The following is a 23612-nucleotide window of genomic DNA, read 5'->3' as shown; positions in this document are numbered from 1 at the left end:
TCCCGGATTTCATTTTCAAGCAGATGCGACTTGCCTCTGCAGCAGATAGGAGCTTGCCCATCCGATGGAAGTCAATCGCAGCGGACGGCCGGACCGACGGGGCCGATTCACGATCCGCTTCAAAATCATTTCCGGCTATGCGGTCATCCTGGCCTGCCTGGCCGTCTCGATCCTGATCGTCTTCCTGCAGCTGTCGGCGGTGCAGGAGGAGACCGAATATGTGACCGAGCACGACATCTCCGTCATGAATCTGACCAACGCGATCGAGAAAAACCTGCTCGACATGGAAACGGGACAGCGGGGGTTCATCATCACCGGGGAAGAGGCTTATCTCGATCCGTACCGCTCGGGCTTCTCCCAATGGCAGAACAACTACAGCGAGCTGCTGGCGCTCGTGAGCGACAATCCGAGCCAGACCAAGCTGCTGGAGCTGGCGAGAGGCTCGATCGAGCAATGGCTCGCCATCACGATGCCGGTCATCGAGGCCAAGCAGAACGGCGACGAGGCGAAGGTCGGCGATTTTTACGCGATCGACCGCGGCAAGCAGAACATGGATCAGCTGCGCGGCAGCTTCGACGCGTTCCGCCAGACGGAGCATAAGCTGGCGGGGCAGCGGCTGGAAAGGCTGGACCGGAGCAACAGCCTGCTGCGGACGACGCTGCTTTCCCTGTTCCTCGTCTCCATCGTCCTGTCGGGCCTGTTCGGCTGGCTGATCTCGCGCTCGATCGTGCGCACGATCGGCAGCGTCACGGAATCGATCGCCGGCATGGCGGATTCGCGCGGCAGGGACCTGGCTCAGCTCGCCAAGCGGATCGAGATCCGCTCGCGCGACGAGATCGCCGATCTGGCGGCCGCGACGAACCGGCTGCTCGACGAGGTCGAGGGCCACGACTGGAAGCAGCGGCAGGCGCTCGCGATCGGCTCCGCGCTGCAGCAGACGGGCGGCGCGGCCGAGACGCAGGAAGCGTTCCTGCGCTTCGCTGCCGAAGCGCTCCGGGCGCCGTTCGCGGTGCTGTACGCGGTCGAGTCGCTCAAGCCGAGCCGCCGGCTGCAGCTCGCCTGCTCCGTGACGGGCAGCGGCGACGGCGCGGCTGCGCTGCCGCCCGCCATCGAGCACGGCGAAGGCCTCGTCGGCCGCTGCTTCGCCGAGCAGCGGATGCGGCAGTATGACGTGCCGGAATCGTACGTGAAGATCGGCTCCGCCCTCGGCGAGGCGAGTCCGCCGCAGCTGCTGCTCGTGCCGGCGGTCTACGAAGGCCGTACGCTCGCCGTGCTGGAGGCCGCCCGCTTCGAGCCGTTCACGCCGCTGGAGCAGGACTTGGCGCTGGAGGCCGCCGAGCAGCTGGCCTTGGCGCTGCACCGCGTCCATACGGGCGAGGAGATCCGCACGCTGCTGCAGGAATCGCAGGCGATGACGGAGGAGCTGCAGCAGCAGGCGGAGGAGCTGCAGACCCAGCAGGAGGAGCTGCAGACCCAGCAGGAGGAGCTCGAAGCCTCCAACGAGCAGCTTATCCGGCAGGCGCGACTGTCGGAGGAGAAGTCTCAGGAGCTGCAGAGCATCCAGCAGGAGCTGACGCTGTATGCGGCGGAGCTCGAGCGCAGCTCGCGCTACAAGAACGAGTTCATGGCGAACATGTCCCACGAGCTGCGGACGCCGCTCAACAGCATGCTGATCCTGTCCCAGATGCTGGCGGAGAATCCGGGAGGCAACCTGTCGCCCAAGGAAGAGGAGTTCGCCAAGGTCATCCATACGGCCGGCGAGGATCTGCTGGTGCTGATCAACGATATCCTGGATCTGTCGAAAATCGAAGCCGGGAAGATGGAGATCAGTCTCGAGCCGCTCAATCTGAGCGAGCTTCCGGCGCTGCTGCAATCGAGCTTCCGCGCGCATGCCGAGCGGAGCGGGCTCGAGTACGCCGTCATCCGCAGGCTGAACGTGCCGGACATGATCGTCAGCGACGAGCAGCGGCTGATGCAGATTCTCAAAAATCTGCTGTCCAATGCGTTCAAGTTCACGAAGCAGGGCGGCGTGACGGTGACGATTTCGCGGGCGACCGAAAGGGAGGTGCTGCAGCATCTGCCATCCCATGCGGGACGTCAGGTCGTGGCGTTCGAGGTTCGGGATACGGGCGTCGGCATCGATCCGTCCAAGCTCGACCTGATCTTCGAGGCGTTCCGCCAGGCGGACGGCACGACGAGCCGGCAGTTCGGCGGCACGGGCCTCGGCCTGTCGATCTCCCGCCAGCTGGCGAGCCTGCTGCAGGGCTGCCTCTTCGTCGAAAGCCAGCCGGGCCTCGGCAGCGCGTTCACGCTGCTCTTGCCGAGCCTTGGCGAGGCCGTCCGCGCGGAGGAGCCCGGCCGGGCTTCCGGCTTGCTGCAGGAGGCGGCAGGTTATTTGGACGAGGAAGCGGCGGCCGGCCGTTCCTTGGAGGAGATGCTTGCCGAGCGGCTCCGCCTGCCGTCGTCCGAGGCGGAGCCGCCGAGGCGCGGCAGCCGGTACGGAGGCCGGCGCGTGCTGATCGTCGACGACGACATCCGCAACGTCTACAGCCTGACGAGCTTCCTTGAGCAGCAAGGCATCGAGGTGCTGACGGCGGCCAACGGCCGCGAGGCCCTTGACGCGCTGGCGGCGTTCGGCTGCGATCTCATTTTGATGGACATGATGATGCCGGTGCTGGACGGGTACGATGCGATCCGGGAAATCCGCTCCATCGAGGCGCATCGCAGCTTGCCGATCATCGCGCTCACGGCGAAGGCGATGCCGCAGGACCGGGAGCTGTGCCTGCAGGCGGGAGCGACCGATTATATCACCAAGCCGCTCCATCTGGAGCAGCTCAGCTCGCTGCTCGAGGTATGGCTGCCGCGGCGCAAGGTTTGACCCCGGGAGGCCGGGGTAAAAAAGGTTGATTAAGGATACAATGCGGATAGGGTGGTTGAACGATGAGAACGCAGGGGTTGCTTATTTCGGGTCTTGTCTTCGCTTTGCTGATAGCCATTTTCGCGGTCATTAACGTCGATCCCGTTCAGGTGAACTTCCTGTTCGCGCAGACGAACCTGCCGCTCATCCTCGTCATTCTCGGCTCGGCGCTGCTGGGCGGCGCGAGCGTGGGCCTGTTCGGCATCATCCGCTCGTTCAGGCTGCAGAAGCAGCTCAAGGCGCAGCAGAAGGAGCTGGACGGACTGCGGGCGCAAGCGCGCCTGGAAACCGCGCCTGTGCTTGCGGATGATCCGCTGCCGGCAGGCTCCATCGAGGCGGGGCCGGCGGCACGGCCTTCGGCCGAGTAACGGACGAAACGACGAGCTGCGCCCTGCGAGGCGCAGCTTTTCCCTTTTATGACGCGGACGGCGCGTGCCTGCGGCGGCCGAGAGCCGCGGGATGCCGATGAAAAGGAGGACGACACGGATGGAGACGGCGAAGCTGGCGCTGCATACCGACAAATATCAAATCAATATGATGTATGCCCATTGGAAGATGGGGACGCATGAGCGCAAAGCCGTGTTCGAGATGTACTTCCGCAAGCTGCCGTTCGGCAACGGCTATGCCGTCTTCGCCGGGCTGCAGCGGATCGCCGACTACATGCTCGGCCTGAGCTTCACGGAGGAGGAGCTCGCCTACCTGGAGGAGCAGGAGGAGCGGTACGAGCCGGAGTTCATCGAGGAGCTGCGGCGGTTCCGCTTCAGCGGCAGCATCGACGCCGTGCCGGAGGGCACGCTCGTCTTTCCGAACGAGCCGCTCGTGCGCGTGGAGGGACGGATCTTCGAGGCGCAGCTCGTGGAGACGGCGATCCTGAACATGGCGAACTACCAGACGTTGATCGCGACCAAGGCGTCGCGCATCAAGCAGGTCGCAGGCGCCGACGCGCTGCTGGAGTTCGGCACCCGCCGCGCCCAGGAGCTGGACGCGGCCGTATGGGGAGCGCGCGCGGCTTACATCGCGGGCTTCGACGCGACGAGCAACATGCGGGCAGGCTGGCTGTTCGGCATCCCGGCCAAAGGCACGCACGCGCATGCCTGGGTGCAGGCGCATGAGTCCGAGCTGCAGGCGTTCGAGCGTTATGCCGACGCGCTGCCGGACGGCGTGACGCTGCTCGTCGACACCTACGATACGCTCGGCAGCGGCGTGCCGAACGCGATCGAGGTAGCTCGGCGGCTGCGCGCCAAAGGGAAGGAGCTGCAGGCGATCCGGCTCGACAGCGGCGACCTCGCCGTCCTGTCCAAGGAGTCGCGGCGCCTGCTGGACGAGGCGGGCTTCCCGGACGTGCGCATCGTCGCCTCCAACGATTTGGACGAGAACATCATCCTCAACCTCAAGGCGCAAGGAGCGGCGATCGATACATGGGGCGTCGGCACGCAGCTGATCACGGCGGCGGACCAGCCCTCGCTCGGCGGGGTGTACAAGCTCGCGGCGATCGACCGCGGCGCCGGCTATGAGCCGGTCATCAAGCTGTCGGGCAATCTCGACAAGGTGACCAATCCGGGGTCCAAGACCGTGTACCGGCTCCTCGACCCGGCGACGGGCTGCGCGGTCGGCGACTACATGGCGCTGAGCGCGGAGGCGGCCCCGTCCGGAGAGCCGCTCCGCCGCATCGACCCGGCTCATCCGTACGTGAAGTCGGTGCTGACCCGATACGAGCCGGTGGAGCTGCTGCAGCCGCTGCTGCGCGAAGGGAGTCTCGTGCGCGAGCTGCCGGATCTGGAATCGATTCGGCGCTACCACCGGGAGCAGCTGGCGCTGTTCCGCCAGCCGCATTTGCGCAAGCTGCATCCGGAGCCGTATCCGGTATCGTTCAGTCCGGAGCTGTGGAAGCTCAAGACGGAGATGATCGAGCGTGTCCAAGACAGGAAAGAGTGAGCAAGAGCGGCCGCCTGCCGGCCGGCTGGCGCTGCCGCTGCGGCTGCTGCTGGCGGCCGTGCATGCCGGCGCTTGGATGACCGGACGGCCGCTCGCGGGCATGCGCGGACGGATGGCCGCCTTCATGCGGGCGATGGATGCCGTCGCCTGCCTGCGCCTGCCTGGCCGGGTCGACTCGGGGGACATCGACCTGCAGGCGGAGGACGGCCGCTTCATCCCGGCGCGCTGGTACCGGCCGGAGATCGAAGCGGGCGAGAGCGGCCGGGCGGAGCCGCTGCCGGTCATCCTGTATTACCACGGAGGGGGCTTCGCGCTTGGCGGCCACCGGCTGCGGCATCGCTACAACCGCGCCTGGGCGCAGCTGAGCGGCTGCCTCGTGCTGTCGGTCGGCTATCGGCTGGCGCCGGAGCACGGCTTCCCGAAAGGAGCCGACGACGCCTACGAGGCGCTGCTCTGGGCATCGCGCGAGGCAGGCTCGCTCGGCGGCGATCCGGCGCGGCTCGCCGTGGCGGGCGAGAGCGCCGGCGGCAACATCGCGGCGGTGACCGCGCTGCGCGCCCGCGACGCCGGCGGTCCGCCGATCCGGGGGCAGGCGCTGCTTTATCCCGCGGTCGACCTGACCGGGCGGGGCGGTCCGGGGGCTGCGAGCCAGCCGTCGCTGCGACAGAACGGCCGGCAGTACATGCTGACGCTGCGGCTGCTGCGTCAATTCGCCGACGGCTACGCGCCGGCGGAGCTGCGCGCGCAGCCGCAAGTATCGCCGCTGCTCGCGCCGGATCTCGGCGGACTGCCGCCGGCGCTCGTCGTCACGGCGGAGCTGGATCCGCTGCGGGACCAGGGCAGGCTGTACGCCGAGCGGCTGCGCGCCGCGGGCGTGCCGGCCGAATACCGCTGCTATGCGGGCATGATCCATGATTTTACGGCGATGATGCCGGGCTGGCTGCCGGAAGCGGAGCAGTCGCTGCGGCAGGCGGCCGGGTTTTTGAACGATCGGCTGCGCCTTCCCGCGCATGGCGGCAGCCGTGCGGAAGCGTCCGTCTCCGACGATCCAGACGGAGGGATCGGGAGCGCAGCGGCGGGGCAGCAAGGAGAGGAGACAAGAGAGCATGAGCATGGGCAACCATTCGGCTGAGGGCGGTTCGCAGGAGGAGCTGATGCAGCTGCGGGCGCGCTGCGCGGAGCTGGAGAGCCGGCTGGCCGCAGCCGAGGCGGAGCGCGAGCGGCTCGCGGCGGAGACGGCGAGGCTCGCGGCGGAGGCGCAGCGGCTGCGCCGCAGGCTGGGCGGAGCGGAGAGCGCGATGCATTCGCGGCTGAAGGACGCGCTGCGCGAGTAGCGGCTTGGACTTCGGTCCCGGACGTCCGCTATAATAGAAGTCTGAGGAGGGATGGCAATATGGCAAACAACAACGAGCAGCTGGCGACATTCGCCGGCGGCTGCTTCTGGTGCATGGTATCGCCGTTCGAGGAGCTGCCGGGCATCATTCGCGTCGTCTCCGGCTATACGGCCGGCCACGTGGAGAATCCGACCTACGATCAGGTGTGCGAAGGCAACACCGGCCATACGGAAGCCGTGCAGATCACGTACGATCCGGATGTCTTCCCGTACAGCAAGCTGCTGGATATCTACTGGCAGCAGGTCGATCCGACCGACGCGCTGGGACAGTTCGCCGACCGCGGCGATTCGTACCGGCCCGTCATCTTCTACCATACGGAGGAGCAGCGCAAGCTGGCGGAGGAATCCAAGCGCGCGCTGCAGGAAAGCGGCCGCTTCGACAAGCCGATCGTCGTGACGATCGAGCCGGCCGCTCCTTTCTACGAGGCGGAAGACTACCATCAGGACTACCACAAGACGCATCCGTTCCGCTACAAGATGTACCGCAGGGGCTCCGGCCGCGACCAGTTCATCGAAGAGCACTGGAAAATGGACAAGAACGAGGACGAGCTGCGCGCCCGGCTGACGCCGATGCAGTACGAGGTGACGCAAAACAGCGGCACCGAGCCGCCGTTCCAAAACGAGTTCTGGGACCACAAGGAAGAGGGCATCTACGTCGACATCGTCTCCGGCGAGCCGTTGTTCAGCTCGCTCGACAAGTACGATTCCGGCTGCGGCTGGCCGAGCTTCACGAAGCCGCTGGCCAAGCCGAGCATCAAGGAGAAGACGGATACGAGCCACTTCATGGTCCGCACCGAGGTGCGCAGCGCCGGCGCCGACTCCCACCTGGGCCATGTGTTCGACGACGGCCCCAAGGATCAGGGCGGCCTGCGCTACTGCATCAACTCCGCCGCGCTCCGGTTCGTACCCGTGTCGCAGCTGGAGGACGAAGGCTACGGCGAGTACCGGAGCCTGTTCCGCTAAGCGTTTTCGATCCGTCAAAAAAAGCTGCCTTCCGCCATTACGGCGGGGGCAGCTTTTTTGCGCTTGAAGCAGAGGGGAAAAAAGGCGGTGATAGATGCCCCTGAGCGGGTCAGTCAATACGTCCTAAAGCGGCGAGCCGCTCTTTTGCGAGATGCCGTCCAGGAAATACAGCTCGAACAGGCGCATGACGTCCTCCTCCTGGAACGGCCTGCCCGAGACGGACGGCCAGTCCACGACGAGCGTAATGAACAGCTTGACCAGCACATACGCCGTCAGCTGCGGATCGCAGGGCTTGATCTCGCCCTTGGCGACCGCGTCCTCGACATGCCGCGCGACGAACTCCAGCAGCGCCTCCTCCATCATGCGGATGCCGAAGCCGGCGGCGGCCGTGCCGATCTCCTTCATCTCCAGCGACAGCCTCGTGAACAGCTCATGCTCCCGTCGAAAGTTGAGCACGTCGAGCAAGGCGCGGTGCAGATTCTCGGCGAACGGCTTGGCCGGGTCGACCGCCTTTTCGGCGAGCTGCACGATCTCCTCCACGAACGCGTTCATGATCTCTTCGAACAGCTGCTCCTTGTTGTCGAAAAAGGTGTAGATCGTTCCTTTCCCGACGCGCGCGATCTTGGCCACCTGGTCCATCGTCGTCGCCTTGTAGCCGAACAAGGCGAATGACCTGGCGGCGGCCTGGACGACCTCGGCTCTCCGATCGATCGACATCACGTGCAGACCTCCCGTATATGACTCTAGAACGAAAATGGTTCTTCTGGTCATTTTGATCGTAGCATAAGGTTTTTATACGGTAAACTGCCGTTTCGGGTTTCAGAAATGAAATCGCTTCAAGGGAAAAAAGCGGACAGGCGGCCGAAAAGAGCCGGTTGCATGTTGAAAACAAGCGTGATAAAGTAGGATTCTGACCAAATGACCAAAATAGATTTTTAGTCAGAGAGGAGAAGGGAATACCCATGAAGGCTGTGAAAACGATCGGCCACGACTTGAAAGAGATGTTCAAGAAGCCGATGCTCGCCATCTCCTTCGTCGCCGTCGCGTTTGTTCCTATCCTTTATAGCGGCTTTTTGATCGAGGCTTCCTGGGATCCGTACGGCCATCTGGACAAGATTCCGGTCGCGGTCGTGAACGAGGATCAAGGCACCGTATACGAAGGAGAGCGGATGGATGTCGGCCAGGAGTTCGTCGACGAGCTGAAGAAGAACGGGAAGTTCGCCTGGAGCTTCGTCACGCCGGAGCAGGCGGCGCAGGGAATCGCCGGCAACGACTATTATATGGCGATCAAGATTCCGAAGGACTTTTCCGCGAAGGCCGCCACGTTGATGGACGATCAGCCGCAGCAGGCGGAGATCGTCTTCGAGCCGAACGGCGACTACAACTTCATCGCGGGCCAGATCGGCTCGACGGCGATGAAGGACGTCCGCGCGGAGTTGAATGCGAGCATCACGGAGGCGTATGCGCGCAGCATGCTGTCTCAGGTGAAGGAAGTGTCGGAGGGCTTCGCGGAAGCGGCGGACGGAGCCGGGGAGCTCAAGGACGGAGCCGGCAAGCTGGACGAGGGCGCACGCGCGCTCCAGGAAAATCTCGCCAAGCTTGCCGAGGGCACCGGCAAGCTCAAGGAAGGGGTATCGCCGCTCGTCGGCGGAGCGCTCAAGCTCAAGGACGGCACGGCGACGCTCGCCCAGGGCAGCGGCTCGCTCGCCTCCGGCCTGGCGCAGCTGCAGCAGGCGGGCGGACAGCTGGCCGATGGCGCCGCCGCTGCCGACAATGGAGCGGCTCAGCTCGAGCAAGGGCTGGCGGCAACCGCCACAGGCGCGGCCAAGCTGCAGCAAGGGCTGCAGCAGTCGGAGCAGGGCAGCGCTAAGCTGGCGGACGGCCTCGAGCAGTCTGCGGCCGGCAGCGCCAAGCTGGCCGATTCGCTGGCGGCTGCGGAGGAAGCCGGCGGCAAGGTGTCGTCCGGCGCGGCCGAGCTGAGCGCCGGACTGGAGGCGCTGCTGCAGGCGAACCCGCAGCTGGCGGAGTCCGAGCAGGGCAAGCAGCTGCTCGCGGCGAGCAAGCAGCTGGCCGAGGGCAGCAGCCGGCTGAGCGCGGCCCAGCAGCAGCTGAGCGCGGGCGGCCGCCAGCTGGCGGACAGCCAGCAGCAGCTGGCGGCTGGCGCGGCCTCGCTGCATGACGCGCAGAGCCAGCTGCTGCAGGGCAGCGGCGAGCTGAGCGCGGGGCAGCAGCAGCTGCTCGCCGGCGCGAAGCAGCTGCACGCGGGCACGACGCAGCTGAGCGGCGGGCTGCAGCAGTTCGGCGCCAAGCTGGGCGAGGCTGCGAGCGGCAGCGCCGAGGTCGCCGGCGGCGCCAAGACGCTGAGCAGCGGCGCGACGCAGCTGACGAGCGGCATCGGCCAGCTGGCCGAGGGCGTCGGCACCGTCGCCGGCGGCGCGGTTCAGCTGGAGGACGGAGCCGTCCGGCTGCAGGACGGCACGCTCAAGCTCGTCGACGGCTCGGGCGAGCTGCAGAGCAAGCTCGGCGAGGCGGCCGACAAGACCGCCAGCGTCCACGACGGCGACGACACCGTGTCGATGTTCGCCGATCCGGTCCGCATCAAGGAAGACGACAGCCGCAAGGTCGAGAAATACGGCCTCGGCATCGCGCCGTACTTCATCTCGATCGCGCTGTTCGTCGGCGGCCTGTTCTTCACGACGGTCATCTCCTCGCGCGACTCGTTCCAAGCGGATGCGACGCGGCTCGGCCGCTTCCTCAGCCGCACGGCGACATATGTGCTGATGAGCGTCAGCCAGTCGCTGGCGGCGGTGCTGATTCTGCTGTACGGGCTGAAGCTCGACATCGGCAACGTGCCTCTGTTCATCGCCTTAGTGTTTGCCGCGAGCCTGACCTTTACTCTGATCATTCAGGCGCTCGTCACCTGGGGCGATCAGGTGGGCCGCTACGTGGCCGTCATCATCATGATCCTGCAGCTGACGTCCAGCGCGGGCACGTTCCCCAAGGAGCTGCTGCCGGACTGGATGCAGGCGGTCCATCCGTGGCTGCCGATGTCGCACAGCATCGCCGGCCTCAAGGCCGCCATCTCCAGCGGGGATGCCGCGGTCGTCTACGAGCAGCTGAGCTATCTCGGCATTTATGCCGCCATTGCGCTCGCCTTTACCGGCCTGTACTTCGCGGTGAAGGCGCGGCGAACCGCGGAGGCTTCGCCTCTGGAGCGGGATGGAGCGCTGCAGGCTTGACGGGAACTAATCGCTCGTTCTGATTTCATGAGTTTCAGCGCCTAGACCGGCTCCTTTGAGCCGGACGGGCGCTTTTTTCATGTCGTGAAGGAGCTGCCCCCGCTTTCGAGCGGACACCGTTTTTTAGCGCCAATTTCTTCCGTTGCCAGAAACTTTCTCCGATGGTATAACCAAGCATGGATCATTCAATCGAATTATCGGAGGAATCATACGTGGGGTGGAAAGCAACATACGCAAAGAGCGCCATGGCGGCGGGACTGTCTTTGCTGCTGGCGGCAGGGCCGGCATTCGGCGCAGCGGGAACGGCTAGCGCGGGTCTGTATGCATCGGGAGCGGACAGCTCCGCTTATCGGGATATCAAGGGCCATTGGGCGGAGCAGCGGCTCGCCGAATGGGCGGCGGCGGGATGGCTGTCCGGCTACGGCAATGGCGAGCTGCGTCCCGATCAGCACATCAGCCGCAGCGAGTTTGCAGCGCTCGTCAACCGGGCCTTCGCGCTGCAAGGAACGGCGCAGCTGTCGTTCAAGGACGTCAAGCCGCAGGCGTGGGATTATGCCACGGTCTCGACGGCGGTGTATGCGGGCTATGCGTCGGGGTACGAGGACGGCACGTTCCGCCCGGCGGGACAAGTGACGCGCCAGGAAGCGGCGGTCATGCTCGGCAAGGCGTCTGGCGTCGAGACGGCTTCCGCGGCAGAGCCAGCGTTTCGCGATAGTGCAAAGCTCGGCGCATGGAGCCGGCCGTTCGTCGCCGCGCTCGCCGCTCAAGGCGTGCTCGGCGGCTATCCGGACGGCAGCTTCAGGCCGGCGGGCCGGCTGACGCGGGCCGAGGCTGTCACGGCCATCGGCAAGGCGGCCGAAGCGCGGAGCGGAGCGGCTTCTTACGCCAAGGCAGGCGTATACGGCCCGGCCAGCGGCCAGAACGAGATCAAGGGAGACGTTCGCGTCGAGGCGGGCGGCGTCTCGCTGCGCAACCTGCATGTGCGCGGCGACCTGATCGTCACGGAGGCGGTAGGCGAAGGAGACGTCAACCTGTCCGGCATCCAGGTCGACGGCAAGACGATCGTGCGCGGCGGCGGCGTTCGTTCCATTCATATTTTGAACAGCAATCTCGGCCATGTAATCGTAGAAAAAACGTCCCCGGTCCGCTTGTCGCTCGAAGGGACGAGTCGTCTCGGCACGGTAATCGTCTCGCAGCAGTCTTCAGGTTCAGTCGTCGCTCTCGGCGCGGACAGCCGGATCGACGTGCTGCAGCTGGAGGGCAAGACGTTCGTATCCGGTCAGGGCACCGTCTCGCAGGCCAAGCTTGCGGAGGCGGCCAAGGACAGCGTATTTGAAAAGGAGCCGGGCTCCAAGACGCTGCCGACGCCTAGCGTCTCGCCGAGTCCGACCCCGGCTCCTGGCGGGGGCGGAGGCTTCTTCCCGGGGTTCCCGGGCCTGCCGGGCAACCCGAGCCCGACGGCGTCGCCGACGATTTCTCCGACCGCGTCGCCTAGCGCGACTCCGACGGCAACGCCGACCGCGACGCCGGCAACCGGCGATTTCCTGACGAGCTTGTCGATCGGGTCCTATCCCCTTGTCCAATTCGTGTCGGGCAAGTCCGGGTTTGATCCAGAAGTGATGGAATACGATCTCATCCTTCCGGTGGATTATGCTGCGGGACAGATTGAACTCACCGCTGCAACAAACGTTTCCGGAGCTAAGATCAGATTGCTTGTGCGGGACGAGTTCATGGAGACGCTGGCGGATTGGAAAGATTTTGTCGGAGGCAAGTCCAGCTACCTCCAGAACGCTCGCGAGAAGACCAACCTCTCCGTTTCGCTTGAAACGGCCGATGGCGAGTTTTTGAGCGGATATTCCATTCGCGTGCTCTACGAGCCCGCGCTAGCTGAAAAAACGAGGGCAACCATCAATGGCGAAATAATCGTCGAGAAAGTCCCCAAAGGCGCAACCGTAAGGACGTACCGTTCGGAATCGGATGCGCAGCCCTATTCGGAGATTACTCAGCTAGAAGACGGGCGTGGGATCGGCATGAAGCCTTTCGTCGGAATAGACATGGATGTTTTGAAAGGACAGAAAGGGCAGTTCTGGATCAGCATTCAATATCCTTCCCAGCCGGAGCAGCCGCGCCAAAAGGTGGAGTATGACTTTTCGCCTCTTGCCAAGACGTCGGGAGGACTGAAGGGGCGAAGCCTTACCGCGGCGGAAATGGAAGCCGTCTATGGTTCTTCCATAACCTACAACGTTCAGCTGTTGAGGGACCCTTCTTCGGAACTTCCGTCAGGAGCGGTGTACGTGAAAACCAGATGGTGGGACAGTTACGAGCCTTACCTTGAACGTCCGTATATTTCGATGGAGGATGCCAAGCAAGAGATGCTAGGACCGTCGGTCTTGAGCAAGTTGGAAAAGGCGAATCCATACCTCGACGATTTCATCGGTTGGAAAGGCGACGATTTTACAGGTGCGTTCAAGGTATTTTATTACGACAAGGACCGGAAGCCGATCGGCTATGACTTCCTGCCTGTGAACGTGAAGGTCAACCTGACCTCAGCTCAAGTCATGCATGCGATCTCGAGGCTTTCCGTACCGGTGCAGCTCAAAGACATCCAGCCCGTGTATGAAGCCTTGGCTCTGTACGACCGGCTGAGCGCGGAGGAGCAGAAGAAAGTCGCCAACTACAGCGTGCTGCAGGCGGCGCTGGCGGAGCTGGATCGTCTGAGCCAGCAGTCGGGCAATTCGGACAAGCTGAACTCGCTTGCATTGTCCGGCGCGCGGTTGGACCGTCCTTTCGACAAGACTTACTCTAATTACTCCGCAACTGCCGCGCTTGGCTATGAACAAAAGGAAGCCGTCCTGAACCTGGATTATGATGAGAACATATCGGAAGTTTCTGTGTGGGTTCAAGGAATGCACGATTTGTTCGTTCCAGTGGAAGGGAAAAGCTTCCGTTTCCGCTTCCCTCCTCAAATGCAGCAATGGCTGTTAGTCAAGGTGAAATCGAAAATCAACGCGAATGAGCGCGCCTACGCTTTGAGCGTAAAAGGGGAGCAGTCGGTTTACCTTTCTGCGCAGGAAGGCATCGTCACAGGTCTGGAGAAAGGCGACGCCCTCCATGTATATGCTGCCAAAGAAGACGTGGACGCTTATGATGTCGCACGCCTTGCAGATCCAAATTCAGAAACGCCTTATGGTCCAATGCTCGCCCAATTCCGCTACCCGGTATCTTCCTCGCAACGAGGAAGCATCTGGCTGGCTGTAGAGAAGAACGGCGTGCTCGGGGAACGAATGGAGAAGCAGTATGATTTTCGTCCTCTGCAGGAAGTAACGTTGGATCAGCCTCTGACGGCTGTTTCGAATGAGTTCATGGTCAATGCAGCGAATGCCTTCGCTGGCATCAGAGGATTTTTCAGCTTTACCGATTTCAAGCTCAATTCAGCCGCCTTGGCTCCTTCGGTTCGTTATGTCGCGTTGGAACCTTCTTTGACGGAGTACACGCCTACGCATCAGCATGCGCTGCAGGCGGGCCGGCGAATGACGACGGCAGGAAATCCTCTTTTGGACAGCAAGGCAGGCGAAGATATCGCTCCAACTGTCCAGCAAGCCGTTCTTTATCTCTATGATGCAGACTACCGTCCGATTGGTTTTGTTCGATATTACTATATGCCGACCGTAATCGTGATTTCTGCTGCGGTTCGCAGCGCAATCAGCCAGATTCGATTGAACGATGACAGGGCGGTTCTTCAACTTAACGTGGAACGTGCTCGCAAAGCCTACGATCTGCTTGCCGAAGACAGCAAGCAGGAAGTTTACAACTACGCTTTTCTCCAGGCTGCCGAAGCCTACCTGAAGCAGCCTAATTGAACAACCGTGCCAGCCTCCCTAGGGAGGCTGCTTTTTTTCATCATGCTGTCCCTCGCCAAAATAAAATGCCGCCTGGCCGGATCGCTCGACAGGGATGCCCGCATCCCCGTCGAATGGAGGAGGAGCAAGCGCGTCGGGCTCTTCTCGGGCTTGGAAATCCATGTATTTGTGCGGAGGCGTCCGAATAGACTACACTTACTAAAGGCAGCGGCTGAAAAAATGAGCGGATGAGGAGGAGGAGCCATGCTGGATCGCATGAACGGCTGGATCGATTCGCTCGTCGCCGCGAGCGGCTTGGGCGGACCGGCCATCCTGCTGCTTACGATTCCGCTCGCCGTGCTGCAGGGGCTGTTCGGCTTCTTCCCGTTCGCGACGATCATCCTCATCCATATCTCGATCCTCGGCATCGCGGGCGGCCTGCTCGCCAGCTGGCTCGCCGGCACGGTGGCCGCGCTCGTCGTCTACCTGCTGTTCCGCTACTTCTTCTACGGCAAGGTGCAGCGGCGCTTCCAGGCGCGTCTGGAGCGCTACGAGCGCTATCAGGCCGCGCTCGACGAGTACGGAGGCTGGATGGTCATCCTGCTGCGCACGATCCCGGTCATGCCCAACAACCTCATCTCGTTCATGTCGGCCATCGCGCCGGTCAAGCTCCTGCCCTATCTCTGGTCGTCGATCATCGGCAACCTGTCCCATATATGGATGTTCGGGCTCATCAGCAGCTCGCTCATTTTCCCTGGCCACGACCTGCGGCTGCTGATCGCCGCCTACCTTGCGTTCCTTCTGATCCTCTCGATCGCGTTCGCCGCGGTGCGGATTCGGAAGGCGTTCCGAAGACGAAAAATTTTGCGGATGGGCGGAGAGAACCCATCCACAAATATCCCGCTCTAGCGTTGTGGATAAGCTTGGGATAAACGAGAAAGAGCCCGTCGGACGGGCTCTTTTTTGCTTATTCACAGCTGTGGGCAACCGCCTGTTTCAAGCCCCGGATCTGGAGGGTAATGCCCGTCCATCGGCTTGACAACCACAATATATTGAGGTAAATTTAACTCCTAGCCTCTACATATGGATAATCAAGCACGAACTAGACAGGCTGTCAAGTCCCAAAAATAGCCTTTAGCCGGACGCCCGCAGGCATCCCCGGCACGCGTCGGACCGGAAGCGCCGGACGCGTCCGGGCAGCCGCTTTCCGCCCGAAGAGGCGGGGGAAGAGCAGGACGGGCGCAGCCATGCATCGACAACTTAGGCAAGGCCCGGACGGAGAGAGCACCCAACGAGTGACAGCTCCGATCGGGTTGTTTCGGCTGTTTCCGCAAGCCGCCTTGGCCGCTGCTTCGCCGTCGGAGCCCTGGTTTCTCCAGCTGGAGGAGCTACTAGATCTAGTAGCAGGGCTTTGCCGGCGAATTCGCCCCGAGACAGCCACAAAAGAGAGAAGGAGTGGACCGCATGCTCATCGCCTACACGTCCCGCACGGGCAACGTGCGCAAGTTCGTCAGCAAGCTCGGCTATCCGGCCGTGCAGATCAGCGATTCGACGACGATGGACGAGCCTTTCGTCCTGGTCACCTATACGACGGGATTCGGCGAGGTGCCGCCGGCGGTCGACGCCTTCCTCGAAAAGAACCGGACTTATCTGCGCGGCGTGTCGGCCAGCGGCAACCGCAACTGGGGAACCTGCTTCGCCGGCAGCGCGGACAAAGTCTCGGAGCGGTACGAAGTGCCGGTCATCTGCAAGTTCGAGCTGTCGGGGACGGCTCGGGATGTCGAACAATTCATGCGGGAGGTGCAGCCCCTTGCGGCATATTGAGCTGAACAACGAGATCATGAAGCGCGGAGCGGACGGATTCTTCAAGCTGGAAAAGGATAAGGAAGCCGTCGCGGCGTTCATGGAGGAAGTCCGGGCCAAAAGCCCTTCCTTCGCGAGCCATAAGGAGAAAATCGATTACCTGATCGAGAACGACTACTACGAGGACGTATACAAGCACTATTCCGAGCAGGAAGCGGTCGCCGTGTTCGAGCTGGCGCACAGCCTCGAGTTCGAATTCCCTTCCTATATGGCGGCATCCAAGTTCTACACGGACTACGCGATGCGCAGCAATGACCGCAGCCAGTTCCTCGAGCACTACCCGGACCGCGTCGCGATCACGGCGCTGCATCTCGGACGCGGCGACGCCGAGCTCGCCAAGTCGCTGGCCGTGTCGATGATGGAGCAGCGCCTGCAGCCGGCGACGCCGACGTTCCTCAATGCCGGCAAGAGCCGCCGCGGCGAGATGGTCAGCTGCTTCCTGCTGGAGATGGACGACTCGCTCAACTCCATCAACTACAACCTCTCGACCTGCATGCAGCTGTCCAAGATCGGCGGCGGCGTAGCGGTCAACCTGAGCAAGCTGCGCGGACGCGGCGAGCCGATCAAGGGCGTCGAGGGCGCGGCCAAGGGCATCATGCCGGTGCTCAAGCTGATGGAGGACGCCTTCTCCTACGCCGACCAGATGGGCCAGCGCAAAGGCTCCGGAGCGGCGTACTACAACATTTTCGGCTGGGACATCATGGAGTTCCTCGACAGCAAGAAGATCAACGCCGACGAGAAGACGCGCCTGAAGACGCTGTCGATCGGACTGATCGTGCCGAACCGCTTCTACAAGCTCGCCGAGGACAACCAGCCGCTGCATGTGTTCGCGCCGTTCTCCGTGTTCAAGGCGTACGGCAAGCATCTCGACGACATGGACATGGACGAGATGTATGACGAGCTGATGGCCAACCCGGCCGTCCGCAAGAAGCTCATCATGGGCGCGCGCGACATGCTGGTCAAGATCGCTACGATCCAGCTGGAGTCCGGCTATCCGTACATCATGAACAAGAGCAACGCGAACCGCTTCCATGCGCTCAAGGATATCGGCAGCATCAAGATGTCCAACCTGTGCACGGAGATCTACCAGCTGCAGGAGACGTCGGAGATCGGCGACTTCGGCGAGCCGGATACGATCCGCCGCGACATCAGCTGCAACCTGGCCTCGCTCAACATCGCGAACGTCATGGCGCACGGCAAGATCCGCGAGACGGTGCAGGAGGGCATCGCCGGCCTGACGGCCGTCAGCGACATGACCCGCGTCTCCAACGCGCCGGGCGTCGTCAAGGCCAACGAGGAGATGCACTCCGTCGGCCTCGGCGCGATGAACCTGCACGGCTATCTGGCCAAGATGAAGATCGCCTACGAGAGCCCGGAAGCCCGCGACTTCGTCCGCACGTTCTTCATGATGATGAACTTCTACTCGCTCGACAAGAGCGCCGACATCGCCGCCGAGAAGAACGAGCGCTTCCGCGACTACGACCGCTCGGAGTATGCCAAGGGCACCTACTTCGACCGTTACCTGGCGACGGACTACCGTCCCGTGACGGACCGCGTCAAGGAGCTGTTCGCCGGCATCGAGATTCCTTCGCCGCAGGACTGGGCGGAGCTGAAGGCCAAGGTCGCCCGCCAAGGGCTGTACCACGCGTACCGCCTGGCGATCGCGCCGACGCAGAGCATCTCCTACGTGCAGAACGCGACTTCGAGCGTCATGCCGATCGTCGAGCCGATCGAGACGCGCACTTATGCGAACTCGACGACCTATTATCCGATGCCGTTCCTGTCGCAGGACAACTTCTTCTACTATAAATCGGCCTACGCGATGGATCAGTTCAAGGTCATCGACCTGATCGCCGAGATTCAGGAGCATGTCGATCAAGGCATCTCCGCCGTGCTGCACGTCAACAGCAGCGTGACGACGCGCGAGCTGGCCCGGTATTACCTGTATGCGGCCAAAAAGGGACTGAAGTCCCTCTATTACACCCGCACGAACCGGCTCGGCGTGGAGGAGTGCGTCAGCTGCGCGGTCTAATTTAAGGAGGAACCACCCATGAAACCGATCGATCTCGCCACGCCGGCAGCTCCGGCCTCTGGCGCCGCCGCTGCCGCGCCGCTGCGCGCCGTCAACTGGAACCGTCCCGACGACGACTTCACAGCGACGTTCTGGAGCCAGAACCTGATGCAGTTCTGGACGGACGAGGAGATTCCGCTGTCCGACGACAAGATGAGCTGGATGTACCTGAACGACCAGGAGCGCGACACGTACATGAAGGTGCTGGGCGGCCTGACGCTGCTCGATACGGTGCAGGGCGGCGTCGGCATGCCGAGCCTCGTCGAGCATGTCGAGGGACTTCAGCGCAAGGCGGTGCTCGGCTTCATGGGCATGATGGAGCAGATCCACGCCAAGTCGTACAGCAGCATCTTCACGACGCTCGCTTCGACGGAAGAGATCGACGCCGTATTCCGCTGGGTGGAGAAGCATCCGCAGCTGCAAAAGAAAGCCTCCGTCATCTCCGGCTACTACCGCAGCATCGAGTCGCCGCGCGACTTGTACATGGCGATGGCCGCTTCCGTGCTGCTCGAGAGCTACCTGTTCTACAGCGGCTTCTTCTATCCGCTCTATCTCGCCGGCCAAGGCAAGATGACGAGCAGCGGCGAGATCATCGACCTGATCCTGCGCGACGAGAGCATCCACGGCCTGTACGTGGGCGTGCTCGCGCAAGAGGTGCATGCGTCGCTGAGCGAGCAGGAGCAGGCGGAGACGCTGCAGGAGCTGGACCGGCTGCTGCGCGAGCTGCATGCCAACGAGGAGCAGTACACGGACGAGCTCTACGTCGGCATCGGCCTGCAGGACGAGGTCAAGAAGTTCGTGCGCTACAACGCTAACAAGGCGATGATGAACCTCGGCCTGGAGCCGATCTTCGAGGACGAGGACATCAATCCGATCGTGCTCAACGGCATCAGCACCCGGACGAAGCAGCATGACTTCTTCTCCAAAAAGGGCAACGGCTATGTCCGCACGCTCAACGTCGAGCCGCTGCGCGACGAGGACTTCCTCTTCGACTTCTAGATTCGGACTCAAACAAACGGCAAGCCCCCCGGAAAAGCGCGCCTAGCGCGGTTTTCCGGGGGGCTTTTTTTGCGGACTGGAGCCGATCGGCAGCGTTATTCCTCTTCTTCCTCGATCAGCACTTGAACGGTGTTGGAGAGGGCCACCTGCGGAAGACGGCTGCCGTTCGGCAGCAGAAGCTCATAGCCGGCCGAAGCGGAGTTGACGACGACCGGGATCGGCGGCGCGAACGCGGCGAGCACTTGGAAGGCGACGATGACGGAGCTTCCTGCCGGAACGGCGCCGATCGGGATGCGGGACGGCGTCAGCTCGGGGGGCAGAGCCGTGCCGCCGACGGTCAGGCTGCCGGGCACGAATTGAAGTCCCGCGGCCAGAGCGTCGTAGACGATGACATTTTCGATCGGCTGCGTGTTGGGGTTGAGCACGGCAAGCTCGAAGCGCACGGAGCCGCCGACCGTGACGGTCGAGGCGCTGGCGCGCTTGACCAGAGAAGCGAGCGCCAGCACGGGCACGGTGACCGGATTGGTAGAGATCGTCTGCGAGAAGATCCGGCCGTTCGGCAGCTTGAACGTCAGATCGAGCCGGGCCTGGTTGACCAGCACGCCTCCGGGAGGGAAAGAGACGACCTTGAGCTTGAACGTCACGGTCGCCGTGCTGTTCGCCTCGACCGTGCCGACGAAGGCTCCGGTGTACATGTTCACGCCAGGGACGGGCACATGGTCGAGCTGGAGGCTGTTCTCGACAAAAACGCTGCCTTCCGGGAGATGGTCGCTCCAGATGATATCTGCGTTGTAATTGCCGGTATTGGTGATGTCCACCTCATACAGCACCTCGTCGCCGACGAAGGCGTACGGAGTCAGCGCCCGCTTGACCGCCGTCACGGAAGGATTCGCGACCGAGACGACGACGAGGTTGGAGAGCGAGGCAACCGTCGCGCCTCCTAAGGTGAAGGTGGCCGTCGCGACATCGTCCACATCGTAATCGGGCTCGTTCAGCGAGACGACCTCTTCCACGAACGTCAGCACGGCTTGCTGGCCGGGAGCGAGCGTGCCGAGGCTGACTCCTGCGGCGATGTTCCCGGCCGACGGCACGCCGTTCACGGTGAGGCTGCCCGGCACGAAGACGGCTCCAGGCGTCGTGTCGTCGGTGACGACGACATTCGCCGCCGGCCCGGCGGAAACGTTCTCCACGACGATCGTGTACGTGATGCGGTCCCCGACGAGCGCATAGGTCTGGGAGGCGGACTTGACGACCGAGAGCTGCGGATCCGTCTCCAGAATCGTGACGAGATTGGACAACGCCGTGCCGGAGCCGGTCGCGCCGGAAGGGGAGCTGAACGTGAAGGCGGCCGAAGCCTGATTGTCGAACTGTCCGTCCGGCGGCGATGACGTCAGCAGCACGTCGTAGCTGACGGAAACCGTTCCGCCCGGAGCGACCGTGCCGGCCGCGATGCCCGTCGTCGGATCGGCTCCCGGAACGAGGATGCCGTCGACCCGCGCCGTGTCGGGCACAAAGGAGCTGTAGGCGTTCAACGGGTCGAGAATCGTGACGGCCGCAGCGACGTTGCCCGTATTGGTCGCCGTGACGGAGTAGGAAACGACCTCGCCGACCGCGGCGACCGTGACGGACGCCCGCTTCGTCAAGCCGATGACCGGCTGCAGCACCTCCACGTCGACCGGATTGGACGTGGAGCTGTTCGGCGCGCCGAAATACGTGAACGCGAGCGAGGCTTCGTTCGTCAGCACCGGCGGCTCCGGAGCGGAAAGGACGAGGAGCTGGAACGTCACCGTCGCTGTCGCGCCGGAGGCAAGCGTGCCGAGCGGGATGCCGGAAGCCGGATTCGCGGCTGGATTCGGCACGCCGCCAACGACGACGCTTCCCGTCACGAACGCGTAGCCGCTTGGAATCGTGTCCGTCAGGACGGCGTTGTCGATCGGACCGACGCTCTCGTTGGCGACGGAGACGGTGAATGTGACCGTCTGGCCGATGATCGCGCTGCTGGCGTCGGCCGATTTTTCGACGGGCACGATCGGCGGGTTGACCGGAGCGACGACCGGAATGACGACTGTATTGGAAGGCGTCCGCCCCGTCAGCGTGCGGCCGTCCGGAGGCTGGTACGTATAGGAGGCGGTCGCTTGGTTGACGAGATTGCCGTCCGGCGGAATGGAGGTCGCCTGCACTTCGAACGTAACGACGGCGGACTCGCCTGGACCGACAGGACCGACCGCGATGCCGGTGACCGGACTTTCGCCCGGAGCGGGGACGCCGCGGACGGTGACGCTGTTCGGCACATAGGTCGATCCCGCCGGAATCGGATCGACGATCGTCACGTTCGCCGCGATGTTGCCGCTGTTTTCGACGAGCAGCGAGTAGGTCACGATGCCGCCGAGCGGAGCGAGGGACGGACTGCCGCTCTTGACGAGCGTAAGGATCGGCTGATAGACGGGGATGCGCACGATATTGGACGGCACGAACGTGGAGATGACGGGCGAGTCGGGCGTCGGCTGATACGTATAGGCGACGCGGCCTTGATCGTCCAGCGTCCCGCTGAACGGCACCGCCGTCACTTTGTACTTGAACGTGATGACGGCCGTGGCACCGGGAGCGAGCGAGCCGACGGTCACGCCGGTGTCCGGATCGGCGCCGGGCAGAGGCGTGCCGTTCAAGGTGACGCTGCCGGCCACGAAGGAGGAGGCGGTTTCGTCGATGCCGTCGGTTACTTGAACGTTGGTTGCCGTCACGCTGCCGGTATTGCGCACGGTCAGCGTGTAGGTGATGCTGTCGCCGACGACGGCGTCTGCGGCCGACGCTGATTTGACGATCGTCAGGATCGGCTGCGTGATGTCGATCTGGATGCCGACGGAGTCGACGAGATAGCCGTCTCCGCTCGTCGTCAGCTGCAAGACGGCGGAGGTCTGGGCGTTCTGCAGCGTGCCGGCCAGGCTGACATTGGTCACGTCATAGCCTTGCCGGCCTGCCGGGATGTCCGATCCGGGATTGCCGTTGATCTGGTTGCGCGTGCCGAACGTGCCGGAGGTGTCGAGCAGACCGGCGTCGTTGTTGATCTGCGAGGCGAAAAAGTTGTTGGCAAAGTTGTTCGGTCCTGACAGCGTCCTCAGCGTCGCGGCCGTCGGCCCGAATCGGGCCTGGTCGCCGGTCTTGTTGGCGTCGCCTTCCTGGGCGCTGATCGCGATCCTGCCGTCGAGCGCGCCCTGGAACGGCGTCGCGAAGCCGGTGATGACCGTGCTGACCGGTCCCGATGTCGCCAGGATGACGGCCGCGCCGACGCGGATCGAAAGGTTGCGCAGCGGCATCGACGGATCGGCGTATGCGACGGCGAGCGTCCACATGGCATGGTTGGACGTCGGATCGGGCACGACGATCGTGCCTACGACTCCGCTCGTCGTATACGCGCCTGCTCCTGCCGTCTGCACGATCGAGGTGACGTCGGCCGAACGGACGTAAGCGTAGCCGGGAGGATAGGGAGGGCTGTTGGCCAGCAGCACCTCGAACGCCGTCGCCGGGTCCGGAGCGATGCTGGCCGATCCGAGCGGCGTCGTCAAGGTGACCGGATCGTTCAGGAACGAGCTGAGATTGACGCCGTTGTTGATGTACATGCCGCCCCAGATGAGCTCGGCATAAAGCACGCTGCTGCCGGCAGGAAGATTCAGCAGCGCCGTCGAGCTGTTCTGCTGGAAATTCGATGTCGTCCCGGCCGGGTAAAGGCCGAATTTCTGCGTGGTGTCGATCGTCGTGAACGCGCCGATGCTGTCCACGGTGCCGGGCACTCCGACCGTGTTCGACCGGCTGAGGCCGAGCGTATTACCCGTATAGGTGATCGCTCCATTTTGGTTCAACAGGAATCGGTTGACAAAAGGCATTTTAAAATCCTTTCCGCCGCTGCTCGCCGGCATGAAGTCACCCCTCACATCTATGCCGAAACGAGCGAATTATGCGGAAAATCAAAAAAGCTCCCCCGATGCCCGGTCGGGAGAGCGGATTCAACAAGCTGAATTACTTGAGCTCGATGATTTCGTTGATGTTGCGGATTTTCAGCGCATCAGCGATGGAGCTCAGATGATAGATGTTGATTGTGCCGCGCTGCAGATGGCAAATTTCCGTGATGACGTTCGGACGTACGCCGGCCAGACGGGCGAGCGCGCCTTTGGTCAACGGCTTGTACAGCCGTTTCGCGTCGCTAGCCAGCTCCGCGTAGGCACGGATGGGAAGAAGCGTGTTCGTCGACTCGTCGATGAAGTACTGCCGAATCAGCGTTTCCAGATTGCTTTGGATGCGATGGGTCGCTTTGTCATACGTACTGGTTGTGCTCATAGCAAACTCCCTTTCCTTATTATGTAAGTCCAATGACCTAGTTGATTGTTATATCGGATGA

General features: G+C 63.1%; 15 protein-coding genes and 1 pseudogene. 13 read left to right on the top strand and 3 right to left on the bottom strand.

The window, feature by feature from the left end; all coding sequences use genetic code 11:
- Positions 1 to 64: 64 nt before the first annotated feature.
- From GE073_RS20500 to msrB, 6 genes are all read left to right on the top strand, one after another.
- The gene (locus tag GE073_RS20500) at positions 65 to 2878 is read left to right on the top strand and encodes a CHASE3 domain-containing protein (RefSeq protein WP_052333101.1); all 2814 of its coding nucleotides are present in this window, start codon (positions 65 to 67) and stop codon (positions 2876 to 2878) included.
- 104 nt (positions 2879 to 2982) lie between these two features.
- Positions 2983 to 3285 carry a LapA family protein gene (locus GE073_RS20495; RefSeq protein WP_307719986.1) on the top strand — a complete coding sequence of 101 codons (303 nt, stop codon included), beginning with the start codon at positions 2983 to 2985 and terminating at the stop codon, positions 3283 to 3285.
- A 118-nt stretch (positions 3286 to 3403) separates the two neighbouring features.
- Entirely contained in the window at positions 3404 to 4852 is a 1449-nt protein-coding gene (locus GE073_RS20490; RefSeq protein ID WP_028598328.1) for a nicotinate phosphoribosyltransferase, read from the top strand.
- Complete coding sequence (locus GE073_RS20485) at positions 4830 to 5984, top strand: alpha/beta hydrolase (RefSeq protein ID WP_052333100.1); 1155 nt, start codon at positions 4830 to 4832, stop codon at positions 5982 to 5984. The genes GE073_RS20490 and GE073_RS20485 overlap by 23 nt, the downstream gene beginning before the upstream one ends.
- Complete coding sequence (locus GE073_RS20480) at positions 5959 to 6186, top strand: hypothetical protein (protein ID WP_127464505.1); 228 nt, start codon at positions 5959 to 5961, stop codon at positions 6184 to 6186. The genes GE073_RS20485 and GE073_RS20480 overlap by 26 nt, the downstream gene beginning before the upstream one ends.
- 59 nt (positions 6187 to 6245) lie before the next feature.
- Complete coding sequence (msrB, locus tag GE073_RS20475) at positions 6246 to 7208, top strand: peptide-methionine (R)-S-oxide reductase MsrB (RefSeq protein ID WP_028598326.1); 963 nt, start codon at positions 6246 to 6248, stop codon at positions 7206 to 7208.
- A gap of 123 nt (positions 7209 to 7331) precedes the next feature.
- Here msrB and GE073_RS20470 read toward each other — a convergent pair whose 3' ends face one another.
- Positions 7332 to 7925 carry a TetR/AcrR family transcriptional regulator gene (locus GE073_RS20470; protein ID WP_028598325.1) on the bottom strand — a complete coding sequence of 198 codons (594 nt, stop codon included), beginning with the start codon at positions 7923 to 7925 and terminating at the stop codon, positions 7332 to 7334.
- A 245-nt stretch (positions 7926 to 8170) separates the two neighbouring features.
- Here GE073_RS20470 and GE073_RS20465 point away from each other — a divergent pair.
- The 7 genes and pseudogenes from GE073_RS20465 to nrdF form a co-directional block, all read left to right on the top strand.
- Positions 8171 to 9673 (top strand): annotated as a pseudogene (locus GE073_RS20465) (YhgE/Pip family protein); the annotation flags it as partial.
- Positions 9674 to 9805: 132 nt separating this feature from the next.
- The gene (locus GE073_RS26095) at positions 9806 to 10447 is read left to right on the top strand and encodes a YhgE/Pip family protein (RefSeq protein WP_416362108.1); all 642 of its coding nucleotides are present in this window, start codon (positions 9806 to 9808) and stop codon (positions 10445 to 10447) included.
- Between the two features lie 212 nt (positions 10448 to 10659).
- On the top strand, positions 10660 to 14307 hold the full coding sequence (locus GE073_RS20460) for an S-layer homology domain-containing protein (protein WP_194843425.1): 3648 nt from the start codon (positions 10660 to 10662) through the stop codon (positions 14305 to 14307).
- Positions 14308 to 14550: 243 nt separating this feature from the next.
- On the top strand, positions 14551 to 15195 hold the full coding sequence (locus GE073_RS20455; RefSeq protein WP_228551680.1) for a TVP38/TMEM64 family protein: 645 nt from the start codon (positions 14551 to 14553) through the stop codon (positions 15193 to 15195).
- A gap of 555 nt (positions 15196 to 15750) precedes the next feature.
- Complete coding sequence (gene nrdI, locus GE073_RS20450; RefSeq protein WP_028598323.1) at positions 15751 to 16110, top strand: class Ib ribonucleoside-diphosphate reductase assembly flavoprotein NrdI; 360 nt, start codon at positions 15751 to 15753, stop codon at positions 16108 to 16110.
- Complete coding sequence (gene nrdE / locus GE073_RS20445; protein ID WP_028598322.1) at positions 16097 to 18181, top strand: class 1b ribonucleoside-diphosphate reductase subunit alpha; 2085 nt, start codon at positions 16097 to 16099, stop codon at positions 18179 to 18181. Before nrdI ends, nrdE begins: the two co-directional genes overlap by 14 nt.
- 81 nt (positions 18182 to 18262) lie before the next feature.
- Positions 18263 to 19219, top strand: a complete 957-nt coding sequence (gene nrdF / locus GE073_RS20440) for a class 1b ribonucleoside-diphosphate reductase subunit beta (RefSeq protein ID WP_028598321.1) — start codon at positions 18263 to 18265, stop codon at positions 19217 to 19219.
- 95 nt (positions 19220 to 19314) lie between these two features.
- On the opposite strand, the gene GE073_RS20435 is transcribed toward nrdF, so the two are convergent.
- Both GE073_RS20435 and GE073_RS25600 read right to left on the bottom strand, forming a co-directional pair.
- Positions 19315 to 23100: a DUF7507 domain-containing protein gene (locus GE073_RS20435; RefSeq protein ID WP_153784209.1), complete on the bottom strand. Its 3786-nt coding sequence runs from the start codon at positions 23098 to 23100 to the stop codon at positions 19315 to 19317.
- Between the two features lie 133 nt (positions 23101 to 23233).
- Positions 23234 to 23551: a hypothetical protein gene (locus tag GE073_RS25600; RefSeq protein WP_043111142.1), complete on the bottom strand. Its 318-nt coding sequence runs from the start codon at positions 23549 to 23551 to the stop codon at positions 23234 to 23236.
- Positions 23552 to 23612 lie beyond the last annotated feature (61 nt).

Origin of the sequence: Paenibacillus sp. B01 (genome assembly GCF_009649995.1) — a bacterium.
Taxonomy (GTDB): domain Bacteria; phylum Bacillota; class Bacilli; order Paenibacillales; family Paenibacillaceae; genus Paenibacillus_O; species Paenibacillus_O pasadenensis.
The sequence above is the reverse complement of the archived record's forward strand: the minus strand, read 5'-3'. Positions and strand labels throughout refer to the sequence as shown.